Here is a 17,633-nt window from a genome sequence, read left to right as displayed (position 1 = left end):
TAATTTACCCAATATGGCAGTTATCTCAAGATACCTGAGCGCCGTTGATCAGTCGTTCTTTTTGCGTGTTTCTCGCCAACCTTCGACCATTCTGCCCCAATTGGTACTAAATTCACCAAAACCTAGTAAAGTACCAGGTCTTTCTACATCCCAAGAGGCGGAAAGTACACCGTAGGTTATGCCTAAAACCCCTAACCCAAATAATCCCATATTCACCAATAATACTGCGATGGGAGGTAATTGGACATGAGCGTAACTGACCAACAAATAGCTGACCACCAGAGTAGTAATACCTAAAGCCGTAGGTATCCCACAAAATGCAGCGACTCTGCGGATCATCCGCTGGCTGACCACTTCAGGAATCGCCATTTCCTCTTTCGTGTAAGGTGGTTGCTGTGGCGACTTTTGATTAGATTCCTGTGTTTTTACTATCGGTTGAGTTTTAGTTTTTACAGGTTTTTGACGCTTTTTATTTGGCTCAAAAGGTAAATTACTGCGTTCTGATCCTTCAGCAGACATAAGCAATAATTCCTAACCACGAATGCCCAGGCGAGAAATCAAAGCCTGATACTTTTCCCGGTCGTTTTTGAGAACATAAGCTAAAAGACGCTTGCGCTGTCCGATCATCTTTAAGAGTCCTCGGCGGGAGGAGTGATCTTTTTTGTTAGCTTGCAGGTGTTGGCTGAGGCGGTTAATACGATCAGTCAACATAGCGATTTGGACATCCGCAGATCCGGTATCGGTTTCGTGTACTTGGAAGCCAGAGAGAATTTCTTGTTTGCGCTGTTGCGTGAGAGCCATGATTGATTAAACTTCGATTTTCGCTAAATGTATGCAGCAGTCTCCTATAATATCACAGCAATCAAAGTCTGTGGTAATTTTAGGTGATTGGTGACTGGTTATTGGTGATAGGGTTATTTACCTCCCCATCTTCCCCCTGTTCCCTACCCATGACTTTCGTTCTGTTTTGCGTAAGTCCTGAAGTATTTAATCGAACTGAATATTAGTTATTTTCTTGCATACTTCTAACAATTTTTGTCACCATCTTTCGAGGAAAAAATCTGACACTTTTCGCCAGAATTTGATTTAAAAGTCCGGGAATAACTATAGTTTGACCGCGCATTAAGGCATCATATCCCATCAAAGCCACAGTTTGAGCATCCATCATTTTTTGACCTTTCAACAATTTAGAATCTGCCATTCCTGTGCGTTCATGAAATGCAGATACAGTTGAACCTGGACACAAAACAGTTACTGTTACACCTGTACCTTCTAACTCATTAGCAATAGCTTCAGAAAAGGATAAAACATAAGCTTTAGTGGCAAAATAAACCGCCATTAAAGGACCAGGTTGAAAAGCAGCAGCAGAAGCAACATTTAATATTTTCCCCCTACCTTGCTTAACCATATTTTTGAGAAATAACTTAGTTAAATGAGTCAAACAAACTAAGTTAACCTGCAACATTTCTAATTCATGATTCAAGCTGGTTTCATTAAAAAAACCATAAGTACCAAATCCGGCATTATTCACAAGTACATCAACTTGAATATTATCTTGTTGCAATTCTGTAAAAATTTCGTTGGGAGAAGTATGTATAGATAAATCTTTAACAATAGTTTTGACAAGAATATTAAATTTCTCCTTGAAATCAATAGCGATTTCTAAAAGTTTGATTTCGTTTCTATCTACTAGGACTAGATTGTAATTCTCGGAGGCAAATATACAGGCTAATTGGTAGCCAATTCCACTTGCTGCTCCAGTAATAAGAGCAGTTTCTTTACACTGTAATTGACCTTTGATGTTCATATTATAAACTGGTGTTATTCACCTAAAATTATTAGATTGTAAGATGGGGAATGCCCACCCTACTTTTTTAAGACTATAATTATGCGAGAGTCAGGAAACCTGTTTGCATTAAATAGGAAGTGTAAGTGATTAATAATTGTGAGTCAATTTGCGGACAAACAATAGAACTTCCTTTCAATGCTTCCAGGGTTTCTTCACAGCTAATAATTGGTCTTCTTGCTTGCAAATACAAATCAGGAATGGTGATTTGTTCATCAGACCAACGCTCTAATAAAAAGGGTTTCAGGGTGTATAATGGATTCTCTTGGTCAGTGACATTATTGATTAATTCATTTTGCCATTGTTCGTAGGGAATCATTTCTAATTTAAAGCCAAAGGTGTGTATCCATTCCACCAATGATTTTAAAGAAGCGGGTTGGGGATGTTGCAAATGGAAAGCTTGACCAATGGATTTTTCCTGTCTAGATAAGTAAACTACTGCTTTACTTACATAGTCTACAGGGGACATATCCAACATATAATCTACATCGGGAAAACATCCCATTTGTAGACACCCTTTAATCATTAAATTGATAAAATCATGGGTGTTACAAATCCCAGTTTGGCTATCTCCAGCAATTAAAGGTGGTCTGTAGATTGTAATCGGTAATCCTCTGTCACCAGCAATTTTAACTAACTTCTCAGCTACCCATTTTGTTTGAGAATAACCTAAGAAAATACCTTGCCAATCATCAAAGCTATCTTGTTCTTTAACTACCTTACCAGCGTAAGCGGTAGATTCAAAAACAGCAACGCTAGAAACGTAATGTACAGGTTTAACTTTGGTTTTGCAAGCTAACCTTAAAACTTCCTGAGTTCCTAATACGTTTGCTGCTTTTAATGCCGAATAAGGATAAACATAATTCAGCAAAGCACCACTATGATAAATGGTGTCAATATTGGCAGCTAAATTTTCAAATTGTTCTGCACTAATGCCTAAAAGTGGTAACGATAAATCACCAACAATAGGTATTAAACGATCACTATATTGATCATCCCAAATAGCATACTGTTGGAGATTTTTGATTAATTTGCTCTTAGCTTCGGCAACATCAGCAGCACGTACCAAACAATAAATAGTTGCTGGGGTTTCTGTTAGAAGTTCCTTAATAATAAACGCCCCTAAATAACCAGTCCCCCCTGTTAAAAAGATGTTTTTAGGATTGGTAACAGCGATCGCATTATTACCCACCAGTTGAATAGTGGGATCTAGCACCACTTCCGCACCTAAATCTAAAAATGGTACAGGAATATTGACATTATTAACAGTACCATTGCTGGAGTTTTCTAACTGGGAATTTTCGTGATTTTCTTCTGATAAACGTTGAGAAAGCGCAGCGATGGTGGGATAATGCCACAATAAAACCGGAGAGGGTTTAAAACCTAGTAAATTTTCTAATTTACTAATAATAATCATAGCTTGGGCAGAATCCAAACCATAATTTTCTAAATGTTCTTGAACGTCAATTTCTTCTGGTGTTGTTCCTAGCACTTCTGCTAAGTTAGACACCATAAAATCTTGAATTTGAGCAGCATTATAAGTAGTTGTTAAACTCATTTTTACATCTCCAATGTAGAGTTAACGGGTTGATATTGACTGTAAAAACTAGGAAGTTGCAAACCTTGGAATTTTAGGTTTTGAATACGATATAAAAAGGCAGTTCCTAACATAATGTGATTGGCGACATCAACAACATGACGGTTTTGAGGTGCTGCTAAATAAGAACCTTTTACCCAGTCGTTAAAACTGCCCATTGCAGGACCGCACCAAATTTGATAATCTACTTCTCGACCTTTTTCACCGCTACTAGACCACCGAGAAGATAAACCTAAATACCAACGGAAAATTAAAGCCATTTTTAATTTAGGATTATTCACAGCCTTACCTAATTTTTCAGGGTTTTTCTGTGATAAATAAGCGGCTGTTCCTTCCCAAACTTCGGCGATAGGTTTACGGAAGATTTGTTTTTCTAACTTCTCTCTTTCTGCTTGGGGAATCTCTTCAATTGAGTCATAAGCGCGATATAATTCATATAATTTTTGCGCCCGCATGGGAAACATTGTTCCCCGTTTTAAGACCTGTAATTTGACTCCCATTTCAAACATATCAGCAGCAGGAGCCATCATCATATCTGCCATTTCTGCTTGTGCTAATAACTTTTTGGTGTATTCACAAGCTCCCGATTCTATGCAAGATTGATTGATAGAACCACTGACTATATAAGCCGCACCCATCATAAATGCAGCTAGGGCGGATTCTGGTGTACCAATGCCTCCTGCTACTCCCACTCTAATGGGTTTTTCGTAATTATATTTACCTTGAATTTCGTCCCGCAAACTAATAATTGAAGGTAGTAAACATACGAGGGGACGATTATCTGTATGACCGCCAGAATCAGCTTCTACGGTAATATCATCAGCCATTGAAACTTTGCTGGCTAAATTTGCTTGCAGTTCGGTAATTAATCCTTGGGCAAGTAATTCTTTAACCATTTTTTCTGGGGGTGGCTGCATAAATTTGGTAGCAACTTCACGCCGAGAAATTTTGGCAATGACTTTATTTTTGATTTCAATTTGATGATTAGAATTTAAACTTAATCCGGCAATGCGATAATAAACAATGTTAGGAGTTAAGTCTAAAAATGCCGATGCTTCGACAGTGGTAACGCCATATTTTAAGTATAATTCTACGGCGCGACGTTCTATTGCTGGTTCGTTGGGACTGTGAATTAAATTAAAAGCATAAGGTCCATTGGGTAGGGCAGTTTGGATGTTGTGAATGGCTGTTTCTAGGCGTTCTGGAGGTAAACCACCTGCACCAAATGAACCTAAAAGTTGTTGTTTTCCTAGTGCAATGACCATTTCTTCGGATGCTATTCCCCCAGCCATTGCACCAGTCATGTAGGCATATTTTACATTATAGGTGGAGAGGAAAGAGCGATCGCCAAATTGTTGCAGTTCTAATGCTGGTAATGATATTAATAGTTCTGCTTGTTCGGATGCACCGTTGTTAGCAGGTGTTAAATATCCGTCGTTGGTTACGCCAATGTTACCTGCTATTTTGACTATATGACAGGGTTTTTCTAGGGTGAGTAGTTTTTGTTTGATGGCGTTTTGTTCAAAGGCAATATAATCTAATGAACCTCTCCAAGCTTGGGTTTGATGTTGGGAAATGTGGGAGAAGGTAAGTCCGTTGTTGGGTTTGTTGAGTACCGTATTAAATGTTGTCACGGTAGTTATTTCCTCAAGTTATCAAGTTTTGTAGCTATATTTATAGTTTATAAACCGCAAAGTTCGCAAAGTTCGCAAAGGTAAGAAAGGAAGAGATGTCAAGGGTTTTTTGTGGTTCTATTGCTTTGTGTTTTTTGCGTTCTTTGTGGTTAGTTTTATTCATTATTTTTCCTGTTGCAGTAAGTTTTGAGCGCAAGCTAATTGCAGTTTGATGATTTCGCTCATTTGTTGGCTGAAGTCTTTTCTAGCTTCTAAAAAGCTGGTGTGTGCTTTTGTTAATTTGGAGTTGTTGTTGGTCAGTTTTTGATACTGAGCTATTTTTAAATCGTTCATGTGAATTTTACGAAGTAATTTTTTAGGTTTGGGTTTTTGAGTGCTGGTTAGTTCAGAAGATTTTAATTCTTCTTGGGGTTGGAAACGGTTATCTATGAGCGGTTTTATAACCGTTTTTTCTGGTTGTGGGTAAATGTCTTGGGGTTGAATTTGGTAAGAGGGTTTGAGAGAGTTAATGATTTTATACTCTCGGTAATTAGTGTTTGGTTCTGGATTTTGATGGGTATCTTTTTGGAACAGTTGGCGGTTTTCTGCTTTTAAAATTTCGGCAGTGATGGAGTGACCACCCAGGGTTACTTTTCTCCAGGTTGATTTGTTGGTTTTCGTGGTTGCTAAGGAGAGGTTATACAGAGGAGAAATATCTAATTTAACTCCATGACTGAGCAGTTTTGCTAATGCCTTAACTATTGATGTATGGTCATCTAAGCCACGACGATTTAAGGATACGTTAATGTGTTCTTGGTTGCTGAGAATTTTATCTATCCACCGTGAACAAATACCACCAGCACCAGCTTCAATAAATACTTTTGCACCGTCTTGATAAACTCGATTGACTAAGCGAGGAAAGTCTAATTCCTGACATAATCCTTTGGCGATATTATGGGCAATTACTTCACTTTCTAAGGTAATTGGTTGATATTCTGCCGCAGAATAACAGGTAACTCCGGAAATTTTTTGTGCTGGTAAGTTGTTGAGTCGGAATAGTTCTGGGTATTCTGACTGCATCGCTGGAGCGTGAATAACGTGGTCAAAAGGTGCAGGAAAAGCGTTACATCCTAATTTTTTGATCACTCTTTCACACGCTGCTGGTTCACCGGCAATTAATACTTCTTCTGGTGTATTAATTTGGGTGAGGTAGACACGATTTTCACCTTTTAAAACTTCTCTAACTTGGTCAGGGGTGGACATTAAAACGTAGTTACTCCACAAATTATTATCATGATTTGCAGAATTTTTTGGTAGTCCCCAATACTCTCTGACTGCATTTTTTTGTCCTGATAATCTATCACCAAATAATGATGATGAGTTGAAGGTGTTACTTCCTTGATAGAAGTTGCTCCAAACTCCTTGGGCAACCATCATACTGGTTTCACCTAAGCTATAACCAAAGATATATTTGGGTTTAATTTGGAAGTCATCGCTAATAATTGTGGTGATGAATCTCGTAAAGAGCATTTCTGCTTCAAACATAGCCAGAGAATCATCTAACAATTTCTTTTCTAGTGTTTCTAGTTCTCTGGTAGTTAGTTTTTTTAGACTTCTGGGAAATACTAATTTTTCAACATCGGCTGCTCGTTTGTACAAACTTTTAACAATTACGTCATCAAATGCTTTAGGAAATAGTCGGAATAATGTCCGTCCAATTCCTACATAAGTGTTAACAGCTGCAGGATAAACAAAGGCAATTTCGCCATTTTTTCCTAATGGTTTGGGTGTAAAATAACTACCAATGGGTGTCACCCAATCTTTGCCATTTACAAAGGCATTGGTTACACCTTTTTTGGCAGAATTGATTTCTTTGAGGAGTTCTTTGTGGTTGCGTCCGGTGATAGATAAGGTATAATTGGCGTTAGGTTGTTGTTGAAAATTGATAAATGTTTGACTGGCTGTGGTTTTCAAACATTCAGCAGTTTCAATGGTTTTTTCCAGGTTATTTAACGCAGTTAATAAGCTAGTTTCATCATTTCCATTGATAGGAAAAAGATGATAGGGGCGTGATTCTAAATATCTGCTATTGCGTTCTTCCTGTTGGGTTTCTTCTGATAAAATAACGTGAGCAAAAGAACCGTCACAACCAATACTGTTAATAGCAGAAATTCGACATTTGACCTCTTTTTGTAAAAACCAAGGTCGAGACTCGGTAGCAACATAAAAGGGGCTTCCTTCCCATACTTGCGGTGTTTTCACACCTGACCAGTTGGGGGTTGCTGGTATATATTTATAGTACAGACTCAGGGCAGTTTTGATTAAACTGGCAATACCAGAAGCCACGAAAGTATGACCAATATTAGCTTTGACGCTACCAATGGCACAGTGTAAACCATCTCCCACCGAAGGATAAGCTTGCAGCATACCCTGAATTTCTGCTTCGTCCTCTTGGGGTATGCCACTACCGCAGACTTCTAAGTAATTGACCTCTTGGGGTTGAATGCCAGCTTGTTTAAATGCCTGTTTGCATACTTGATTGATGGTATCTGCATTTATCGCCATTGCAGGAGATTGACCAATACTTAAACCATCAATGACTGCATAGATGCGTTGATTGTTTTGCAATGCGGTATCATGTCTCTGCAAAACTACCGCACCTGCACCTTCTCCCACATTCCAACCGTCTGCATTTTGGTCAAAACTGAGGGTATTTATGCCTGTATTTAGTTTACCAAATTGACTTCTCAGGAAGACATTTTCTACACCCCCAGCTAAGTCAACAGCACCTACAACTACTGCTTCAACTTCGTGAGTTGCTAATAGCATTTCTGCTAATTCTAAAGCTTTAAAAGTGGCAGTTTCTACGGCGTTAATAGTGAAGGATGGACCAGAGAAATTCCACAAAGAAGAAACTCGACTGGCCATGATATTGCCGACATAACTGAGATATTCGCCAATATCAACTTGATGGTGAATGCTATCTTTTACTATGTTTTCTAGTTGGGTGATTTTTTCTGGTGGTAAGGCAATTTCCGCAGCATTCAAACCATCTTTTAATTGCCAAGAAGAATTCCACCGTTGTTGTAATTGGTGTACAGATAATTCTGTATCGGCGGCGATAATGACAGCGACATTACTATTAGGTTGAATATTACCATCTTTGAGGGCGCGATCGCACACTTTTAATAGTAAAGTTTGCTGCGGGTTGAGTTTTTCAACTTCGTTGGGCGGAATTTTGTAAGCTAAGGTGTCAATTTCAAAATCTTTAATGTATGCACCGTTGGGTACTGTTCCTGCTTCTAAACCGTAACCTTGCAATAATTTTTCTTGTTCATTAATCCCATGCCATCTTTTTTCAGGTAAGGGAATAAAATGTTGTTTTCCGTCGTAAATACCGCCCTCAAAGGCATCTAAACCATCACATTCCCCAAAAAAGGCATCCATGCCCACAATCGCCATTTTTGCAGCCATTTGCGCGTTCATTCTTTCCTGATTATTCATTATCTGACTTGCCCCTACTCAAGAATTATGTTCAAGAATTAAATGAGAGTTTGTTCCACCAAATCCAAATGCACTCAAAGCTACACGCTTAGTTTCTTTACTCGGCCACGGTGTGGCAGTTCTGACAATGTTTTGAGGCGATATCACATTATTTTCAGAACCCATCGGCTCACTGACATTAATAGTTGCAGGGATGACATTATTAGACATTCCTAAAATCGTTTTTGTAATCCCCACCATGCCGGCAGCAACGAGTAAATGACCGATATTATTTTTAGTTGAACCTACTAAGGGTTTGGCATTTTTCGCGCCAAAAAATCCTTCAATAGAGTTAGATTCGGTGGTATCTCCTAAGAGAGTGCCGGTTGCATGACACTCTAAATAATCTATTTCTTGGGGGTTAAGTTTTGCTTCGTCATAAGCTCTTTGATAGGCAATCATTTGCCCTTGAGCATTAGGACTTAAAAGATGTTTACCTTTGCCATCATTAGATAAACCATTACCGCAGATTGTTGCTAAAATTTTGTCCCCATCTCTGACAGCATCACCATATCTTTTTAACATTAACATCCCAATGCCTTCGGAGGTAATTAAACCCCGTGATGTTTTATCAAGAGGGCGACTAATGCCATTTTCTGGATATCCTTGAATCCCGGAAAATAACATTCTTAAAAACAACGGATCTGAACAACTAATAGCACCAGCTAACATTAAATCTGCTTTACCTGATTGCAGATAATGGGATGCTAATTTAATGGCATAAAATGATGATGAACAGGCAGCATCTATACAGAAATGAGTTCCAGAAAGATTAAAAGCGCGGGAAATTATGGCAGCAGGTAAACCGGAAACCATTGCATTATATGGTGATGCTTTAGCTGCGGTTAATGTACCACCTAAACGGAAATCTTTTTCCTGTAGAAGTTCACTAATTGCAGGTTCTATTGTTTGCTGATAAATAGGGGCAAACAATTGATTTGATGCTTTAGTTGGTAAAGCGAGAGTTCCTAAAATTACGCCACATTCAGAGAGTGCAGATTGATTTCCCCAATAGCCACTGTTAATAATTGCTTGTTTAGCTGCATACAGTGACCATTTAAAAGTATTGTCCAGACTTTGGACAAATTCCCCAGGTAAATTATATTCGTTGGGGTTAAAGTCAAAGTTACGGATAAATCCACCTTTTAAAAAGTAGAATTTTTCCGGTTTGCCTTTGGTTGTATCGTAGAATATGCTAGGATCTAAACCTAATTCGGTTACGCTAATATCAGAAGTTGAGTCTTTTTCTGCGCTGAGATTCTGCCAAAATTGCTCAGGATTGTTTGCGTCTGGAAAGAGGCATGATAATCCGATAATGGCTATTTTTTCCACTGTTGAAATCCTCGTTGGGGTAGGAGGGAAAGAAGTAAGTTTCTCACGCAGAGGCGCAGAGGCGCAGAGAGAGAGATTTTTACTTCTTTTCCCAAGTTTCTAAGGATTTACGCGATTCCCCCAAACGTGGTTCAAAGTTTTAATTGTAGGTTGGGTTGACGTAAGGAAACCCAAGATGAGAAAAACCAACATTTTGTTGATTTTGTTGGGTTGCGCTGTCGCTTAACCCAACCTACAATTTCTTTATCTATCTATTTCTTACTTAACATTTTCATCGGCCAAATGACTGCTTTTGCTCCTAAAATGCGGGAGTATATTTTTCCTTCTCGACTGTGTAAGATAAAGTTGGCTGTTACTCCTGTATCTGTTTTATTTTCTACTTCGCAGGAAACATAAAATGGTAAATTACAAGGTACTGCTAAAAATTGTTCTGAATACGTTAATTGTCCTGGTAAACATACTTCTTGATGAAAGTGGTTTAACCATATCCAAAGTGATTGGGTACTGATATCTGTGGTATAGGGATTATGCCATTTAACCGGAAATTGTCCTTGTGCTTGTTCAGATATTTCTTGCCAGCAACACTCGACGGTAATTTTATTAGGGTTAACATTTAATACCCTGGTAATTTCCTGGAAAGCTGGTCCATGAAATAAGGATGAATCGCCATTTTGATAAAATTCTTTACCTATAGTGGTAATGATGTTATCTTCTGTGAGATTCATGGCTTCATAGATTGGCGCTTCTGGCATTTTACCCACTACTCTGATGATAGCAGAGAAATGAAAATGGGTTTTAACTTGAGCATTTTTACTCAATATTTTGGTTTGAAATTCTATAAATTCACCATCAGCTTTTGATAGTTCTTGAATTTCTAAAATGTATTCATCTGCGAGGGTGGAATTAAAGGATATTCCCTTTAAGACTTTAAATTCTTTGCAATTTAAGTAGCGATAACCTGGATAAATTTCTTCACAAGCATGAATCATCCAAGACATGGCACAGGTAGCTGGTAATACTTGCACCCCGGCAATGGTATGATCATATAAAAAGGGATTTTCTGCTAATGTCATCCGTCTGCGGAGACGATAACTTTTTAGTTCGCTTTCTAGGGGTGTGGGTGGTAAATTCATGGGACTACCAATCACCACCTGGGATTGATTTTGAAAGGCAGGATGGAGTTCATTAACTAACATTTGTGTACCGATTTCTACGGGAATAATATCAATTCCACGTTCAGCAAATGCTTTTTTCAATTGTGGTGTCACCATCCCACTATCCCAACCACCCCAGTTAATTGCGACTACATGAGTTTGGGGATAATGTTTTTTAAATTGGTGGGCTGATTTGTTGAGAATTTCGTTAGCTATAGCATAATCACTTTGACCAATATTCCCATAAAAACCAGTCACGGAAGAAAACAAAACTAAATGCTGTAATTGTTCAGGATGAATGCAATTGAGTAAATTTTGTAAACCTTGAACTTTGGCAGTATAAACTTTTTCAAAATCCTCAGATGTTTTCTTTTCAATTAACTTATCTGCTAAATTTCCAGCACCGTGAATAATACCTGTAATTTGCCCAAACTTTTGAGCAACAGTATTGAGTTTTTCTTGTAATGCTACTGTATCGGTGACATCAACACTGATATATTCAGCCTTTCCCCCTGCTGCTTCAATTGCGGCTAAAGTCTTTTTAATTTCTCTGCTGGAAGTAATTTGATTAAATATCTTTTGTACCATCATGGGCGTTGGTTTCTCACCTTGAGAAATCAAATTTTCCATGATGCGTTTTTTCAAAGCTGGTTCTTCTAAACAATCACGGGTATAATCTGGTTCTTCTGTAATTTCTGAACGACCTAAAAGAATGAATTTACATGGTTGATTTTGGGCTAATTTAATTGTGCATTGTGCAGTGATTCCCTTTGCTCCACCACTAACAACAAATACAGATGATGGATTAACTTGAAGTGTTGCTGTCATAATTCAACTTTATAATTGATTCTGTGTTGATGAATAAATTTATTTTTTTCTCACGCAAAGACGCAAAGACGCAAAGAGAAGATTTATTGAACCACGAAGGAGCGAAGGACACGAAGGAAGAAGAAAAGAAGGAGAAGAAGAGAAGAAGAAAATAGAAGAATTGAAGAATAGAGTTACTTAGGACATAAGTAATATTTACCTTTGCGTCTTTGCTCCTTTGTGCCTACCCTGCGGGATCTCCTGACGGAGATTGCGCGAAACACAATTTCTTTGTGGTGGGCATTGCCCACCTTACAAATTATTCTGCTTCAGCTATGAGTGTTACTCGTCCCTTTGAGCTATAACCAACTTCGCCAATATATCGGTTAGAATCGTGCAATTCTGCCACAATATATTCTGCTGATTGGTGTGGGTCTAAGTTGGGATGTAAATCAATTGCTCTCAAGAAGACTTTTGGCCATTCCCATCTCAAGCTTTTGGTTAATCCAAATAATCCTGCGCCGATAATTCCGAAGTTTTCTGTGTAGTCTAATCCAAATGCACCGTCAAGATGGGCAACTGTACAAAAGCTAACTCTTCCTTCTAATTCGGCGGCTGTGGTCAGCGATTGTTTGAGATGTTTCGCCATTAAAAAGATGTGTTTGACAATCGCTTTTTCTGTTTCTGAATAGCCGAGATTTGTGGTTGTGAATTGTGGATGTAGGTGAATAAATGCCCCAATCTTTCCATGTTGAATAGTTATACTTTGCAGTAGTAGTTGTAGGTGTTCTTCACTCATGTTTGCTAAGGTGAGGTGGGTAACTCCTACTGGTAATGGTGACTGTTCTGGAACTATTGATTGGGGGAAACTCAAAACTACTACTTTCCAACCTTTTTCTATTAGCGCGTGGGCTAATTTTGTTGTAGTTAAAGAACCGTCATCTGTGATTAATCCAATGTGTCCTTCTGGGAGTTTATATTCCCAAAAATCAGGTCTGGGTAATGTTTTGAGTTTGGCTAGACGACGAGGTAAATTTGGGTCTGCTGGTAGTGGTGGGGTTAAGTCCACCACTTTTTTTATTGTTTCTGTTTGTGTTTCTATCTGGTAAGAATCAAGCTTTTTTTTTTCACCTGCCACCAGTTTTTGGAGGTAGTTAACTATCTGTCCAATTGTTCGCAGGTCGCCTAATTCTTCGATGTTTGGTTTGGGTAAATCGGGGTACGCTTCTTGCATTCCTCCTAATATTTCTACCCGTTTGATGGAGTCAATTCCCAGGTCGGCTTCCATGTCCATGTCTAGTTCTAACATTTCTACTGGATAGCCTGTTTTTTCACTGGTAATTCTTAACAGGGTTTCGGCTATATCCGGGTGTTTGGTACTGGGGACTGGGGACTGGGGAATAATGACTAAATCTTGTTTTACTTCTTCTATTTCTGTCACCTGTAACCTGTAACCTGTCACCTCTTCTGTCACCTCTTCTGTCACCTGTAAACTGTCACCTTTCACCTCATTTTTAACTTCTAAACTGTTAACCGCAACCTGTTTTCCTAGATATTCAACTATTTGCCCGATGGTGCGTTTTTCTGCCAGTTCTTCTAAGTTTGGTTTGGGTAAATCAGGATATAATTCTTGCAATCCTCCTAAGATTTCTACCCGTTTGATGGAGTCAATTCCCAGGTCGGCTTCCATGTCCATGTCAAATTCTAACATTTCGATGGGATAACCTGTTTTTTCGCTAGTAATTGCTAGGAGATTTTTACCTAGTTCATCAATATTAACTGCGGGTTTTGTTGGCTCAGAAATTAATGCTACGGGTGCAACTGGTTCGGGTTTATTTTCTATTACAGGTTCAGCAATTTTTGTGATCGAGACTTGTTCAATTACTGGTGCAGTTTGAGTTACAATTTCTATCACTGGTTCAGGAGTTTCTACTATTTTATTAACAGTAGAAGCAACTGTTTCTGTAATTGTTGGTTCTGGGTTTTGGGGGATAAATTCCCGTAAACTTTGGGTGTGTGTTTCGGTAAATTGTGGGGGAATGACGGGTGTGGTTTCTGTACCGTCAATTAGTAATGAATATTCTTGTTGAATGAGTTGGAAGAAGTTTTTGGTGTATTCTACTTGTTCCCGTAAATATTGTTCATGGATGCGGAGAGTTTCGGCTTGTTGGTTGTGAAATTGGATCATGCTGCGCTCGAAACTTTCCATGATTGATTGTTTAATTTGGGCAGTTTCGGCAGCTTGACTGTTCATTAACAGGGCGTTTTGTTGCTGCATCAATTGGAAAAATGTTTTCGCATATTCCATTTGATGATTTAAATATGTGCCGTGAATTTCTAAGTTATCACTTTGATTATTTTGAAACTGGTTGAGGAGGTTTTCTAAACTTTCCAAAACCTGTTGAAAGTTGGTGTTTTTATCTGGTGTTTCCATATTCCCTCCTAGACTCTCTGCCAGCGCATAAGGCACTTTAGATAATTGTTCTTTGGTGGCTGGATTTAAATTTACAGGTGTAGCAGGATTCATCTGAGAAACTGTTTGCAAAGAAGTAATTACTGGTGTTTTCTTGTTGCCGTTACCGTTACCGTTACCATTTCCGTTTCCGTTGCTGAAAGAAGTTACAGGAGTTATAGAAGTTGCAGAATTTTTAACTTCTAAAATCTTAGATTCTTCTAAATTCCGAGATTCTTTAATTTCTTGCACTCCTTGAATTTTGAAACCATCATTAAGTGCTTCGGTAAAGGCATTTTTGGTTTTATCGGAAACGTAGTTAATGCCTCTTAATTTAACGTTTAAGGCTTTTTTGGTTTCTTTGGTGGGTAATGTTTCTGGTAGTTGGTAGGGGTCAAGATTACCTAAAGCCATACCAATTACACGCAGTTGTACTGCTGCTTCTCTGAGAGAGCGATCGCTATTTTTCTGGGTGCTAGGATTGAGAGATATAGTAATATGTGGACGCTCACCCAAAATATCTTTTACCAAGTTGGTAAGAATGCGTTTTGGTCCAAATTCTACGAAGCAATAACCACCAGCAGCATAGATATTTTCTATCTCTTGTTTGAAGTGAACTGAGCTAGAAAGATGACTTTCTAATACTCTTTGAATGGCGGATGGTTCTTGAGGATATTGTTTACCAGTAACGTTACTGAAAACAGGAACTTTGGGATTTTGGAAGGATACAGATTTTGTTGCAATGGCAAAGGATTTTTGAGCAAAGGCAATTAAAGGTGTGTGGAAAGCGGCGGATACTGGCAAAGGAACAACACCATATCCTAACTCTTGAAACTTCTGGTGAATTTTCTGAATTTCCGCAGTAGGACCAGCTAAAACAATTTGAGTGGGAGAATTGAAATTAGCGATCGCAATTTTCGGGAAGTTCTTCAGCACTGCTTCAATTTTGCTGATATCTTCTTTCACCGCTAACATACTACCTGCATCATGATCAGGATCTTTCGGTGCAGCCATCGCTTGACCTCTAGACTTAACCAAGTACAAATAATCTTCTTCACTCAACACTCCCGCAGCCCACAAAGCGGTTAATTCACCAAAACTATGACCGGCGGTAAAATCAGATTGAAACCCAGCTTGTTGGAAAATAGAATACAAACCAGCACTAAAAACACCAATTGCCGGCTGTGCATATTCTGTTCTTTGTAAAGCTGAAATTTGCTCGTTTTTCTCCGCTTCATTAAAAGTTGGATGAGGGAAAACAACTTCCGAAATAGGCTGCAAATTATCTTTATTTAACAACCCATCCATCAACCCATACAACCTTCTTAAAGTTGGGAAATTCATCACCACCTCTCTACCCATTTCTAAGTATTGAGAACCTTGACCAGAGAATAAAGCCACAACTTTTCCAGCTAATTCTATCCCAGAAGCACGGTAATAAATACCCTGTGGATGTTCCCAAGAATTTGCAGATTGTTTATTTTTCAGTAAGTCAATACTAACCTTTAGTAACTTACAAGCATCTGCTTTATTCTCAGATATAAAACCAATTCTCGCCGCAGTTTTAGGAATACTTAGAGATTGAGATTCGAGAACCAATTGTGAATAATATCTATCACCATCGCTAGATTGCAAGTTATTAAAAGTTGCTTCTAACTTATTGATTAATTCACTAGGATTGGTAGCAAATAATAACATTTCACTTGCCACATTATGTAAACGATAAGCCTCTTGTTGCTCCCCTTGATATTCTTCCAACACTACGTGATAATTAGTGCCACCAAAACCAAAGGAACTGACACCCGCACGTCTTGGATCTTCACCTGCTGCACGTATCCAAGGTCTAGTTTCAGTGTTTAAATAAAATGAAGAATTTTCAATATCAAGCTTCGGATTTGGTTCAGTAATATTGATAGTTGGTGGTAAAATCTTGTGGTGTAAAGCTAGGGCAGTTTTCACTAAACTTGCTGCACCGGCGGCGGCTTTTGTATGTCCAATTTGGGATTTTACACTACCCAAAGCAATATGCTGTTTCTTGTTATCATATTGACTAAAGAAACTGTGTAAAGAAGCAAATTCTGTAGGATCTCCCGCCATTGTTCCCGTACCGTGAGCTTCCATTAAACCCACAGTTGCCGGCGAAAAACCAGCATCATTATAAGCACGTTCTAAGGCTTTAACTTGTCCTTCTTTTCGTGGTGCATAAATACTCTTGTAGCGACCATCGCTAGAAGTACCAATACCTTTAATTACAGCATAGATTTTATCGCCATCTCTTTGGGCATCTTCTAAGCGTTTGAGAACTAACATAGCGATACCTTCACCTAACATCATCCCATCTGATTTTGCATCAAAAGGTTTGACATTTTCGCTAGGAGAAACCGCCGGAGTTTTGCTAAAAGAAATGTAAGCCATGATGGTGTTATCGGTATCCACACCACCAGTTAACATCATATCGCTGCGATGTTCTACCAGTTCACTAATGGACATTTTTAAAGCACCAAAGGAACTAGCACAAGCAGCATCAACTACACAATTCATACCGCCAAAATTGAGACGGTTGGCAATACGTCCAGCCACAACATTTGCTAACATTCCAGGGAATGCGTTTTCATCCCATTTAACGTAAGCACTCTTAATTTTTTCGACTATTTTCTGAGTATCTTCGTCAGATAAACCGCTACTTTTAAGAACTTTTTCCCACACAGGATATTCTAATCTGGCTGATAATGGCATACCCAATTGTTTAGCCATTGCCACACCTAAAATAACCCCCACATTCTCCCGGTTAAAATCACGAGATTCACCATAACCAGCATCTTCCATTGCTTCTTTAGCAACTACTAAACTTAATAGTTGCGAGACATCAGTAACTTCTAAAATGCTGGGAGGAATCCCAAATTCCATCGGGTTAAAATCAACTTCAGGAAGAAAACCACCACGTTTACAATAGGTTTTATCGTCTGGAGTTCTGGGGTTAGGATCGTAGTAATCTTTGACGCTCCAATGGGTTTCAGGAACATCAGTAATACAGTCAGCTTTATTAACAATATTTGACCAGTATTGTCTTAGGTTTCTAGCTTGTGGCAATAGAGAAGCCATCCCCACAATAGCGATAGGATTTTGTTGCAGTTGTCTGTTAATTTTGTGAGTTGACATTTGATTTTCTGACTTCATTTTTCTTTCCTCTATAAACCTAATCAAATCCTTTTCACAACTGTTAATAAGGCTCTCTAACTCTGCCAAGGCAGTATTAATTGAATCAGCAGACATCATGGCATAGAGTAAT

At 38.6% G+C, this 17,633-nt stretch carries 9 protein-coding genes; all 9 read right to left on the bottom strand.

Translation table 11 applies throughout. From position 1 onward, the window contains the following. Positions 1–48 precede the first annotated feature (48 nt). The 9 genes from H5968_RS01345 to H5968_RS01305 all read right to left on the bottom strand — a co-directional run bounded on the left by H5968_RS01345 (position 49) and on the right by H5968_RS01305 (position 17,617). Positions 49–519, bottom strand: coding sequence for a PAM68 family protein (locus H5968_RS01345; RefSeq protein WP_187038502.1), 471 nt, complete (start codon positions 517–519; stop codon positions 49–51). Positions 520–531: 12 nt separating this feature from the next. Continuing rightward, positions 532–801, bottom strand: a complete 270-nt coding sequence (gene rpsO / locus H5968_RS01340; protein WP_096572226.1) for a 30S ribosomal protein S15 — start codon at positions 799–801, stop codon at positions 532–534. A gap of 202 nt (positions 802–1,003) precedes the next feature. Further along, on the bottom strand, positions 1,004–1,807 hold the full coding sequence (locus H5968_RS01335) for an SDR family oxidoreductase (RefSeq protein ID WP_137666561.1): 804 nt from the start codon (positions 1,805–1,807) through the stop codon (positions 1,004–1,006). Between the two features lie 79 nt (positions 1,808–1,886). Then, entirely contained in the window at positions 1,887–3,404 is a 1,518-nt protein-coding gene (locus H5968_RS01330) for a thioester reductase domain-containing protein (RefSeq protein ID WP_187038501.1), read from the bottom strand. 2 nt (positions 3,405–3,406) lie between these two features. Next, the gene (locus H5968_RS01325; RefSeq protein WP_187038500.1) at positions 3,407–5,077 is read right to left on the bottom strand and encodes a PfaD family polyunsaturated fatty acid/polyketide biosynthesis protein; all 1,671 of its coding nucleotides are present in this window, start codon (positions 5,075–5,077) and stop codon (positions 3,407–3,409) included. Between the two features lie 162 nt (positions 5,078–5,239). After that, on the bottom strand, positions 5,240–8,560 hold the full coding sequence (locus tag H5968_RS01320) for a type I polyketide synthase (protein ID WP_255427009.1): 3,321 nt from the start codon (positions 8,558–8,560) through the stop codon (positions 5,240–5,242). 18 nt (positions 8,561–8,578) lie between these two features. Next, complete coding sequence (locus H5968_RS01315; protein ID WP_187038499.1) at positions 8,579–9,931, bottom strand: polyketide synthase; 1,353 nt, start codon at positions 9,929–9,931, stop codon at positions 8,579–8,581. Positions 9,932–10,182: 251 nt separating this feature from the next. Then, entirely contained in the window at positions 10,183–11,913 is a 1,731-nt protein-coding gene (locus H5968_RS01310; RefSeq protein WP_187038498.1) for an SDR family NAD(P)-dependent oxidoreductase, read from the bottom strand. Positions 11,914–12,211: 298 nt separating this feature from the next. Continuing rightward, complete coding sequence (locus H5968_RS01305; protein ID WP_187038553.1) at positions 12,212–17,617, bottom strand: type I polyketide synthase; 5,406 nt, start codon at positions 17,615–17,617, stop codon at positions 12,212–12,214. Positions 17,618–17,633: the final 16 nt, after the last annotated feature.

This window comes from Sphaerospermopsis sp. LEGE 00249, from assembly GCF_014299995.1.
In the GTDB taxonomy this organism is placed as follows: Bacteria; Cyanobacteriota; Cyanobacteriia; order Cyanobacteriales; family Nostocaceae; genus Sphaerospermopsis; species Sphaerospermopsis kisseleviana.
Note: the sequence above shows the minus strand (reverse complement) of the source record. Positions and strands in the feature narration are given on the sequence as shown.

What these genes read in the sequence shown, in the direction of transcription:
- H5968_RS01305 (WP_187038553.1), bottom strand. Translation starts at nt 17,617, where the DNA reads ATGTCTGCTGATTCAATTAATACTGCCTTGGCAGAGTTAGAGAGCCTT.
- H5968_RS01335 (WP_137666561.1), bottom strand. Translation starts at nt 1,807, where the DNA reads ATGAACATCAAAGGTCAATTACAGTGTAAAGAAACTGCTCTTATTACT.
- H5968_RS01320 (WP_255427009.1), bottom strand. Translation starts at nt 8,560, where the DNA reads ATGAATAATCAGGAAAGAATGAACGCGCAAATGGCTGCAAAAATGGCG.
- H5968_RS01310 (WP_187038498.1), bottom strand. Translation starts at nt 11,913, where the DNA reads ATGACAGCAACACTTCAAGTTAATCCATCATCTGTATTTGTTGTTAGT.
- H5968_RS01330 (WP_187038501.1), bottom strand. Translation starts at nt 3,404, where the DNA reads ATGAGTTTAACAACTACTTATAATGCTGCTCAAATTCAAGATTTTATG.
- H5968_RS01345 (WP_187038502.1), bottom strand. Translation starts at nt 519, where the DNA reads ATGTCTGCTGAAGGATCAGAACGCAGTAATTTACCTTTTGAGCCAAAT.
- rpsO (WP_096572226.1), bottom strand. Translation starts at nt 801, where the DNA reads ATGGCTCTCACGCAACAGCGCAAACAAGAAATTCTCTCTGGCTTCCAA.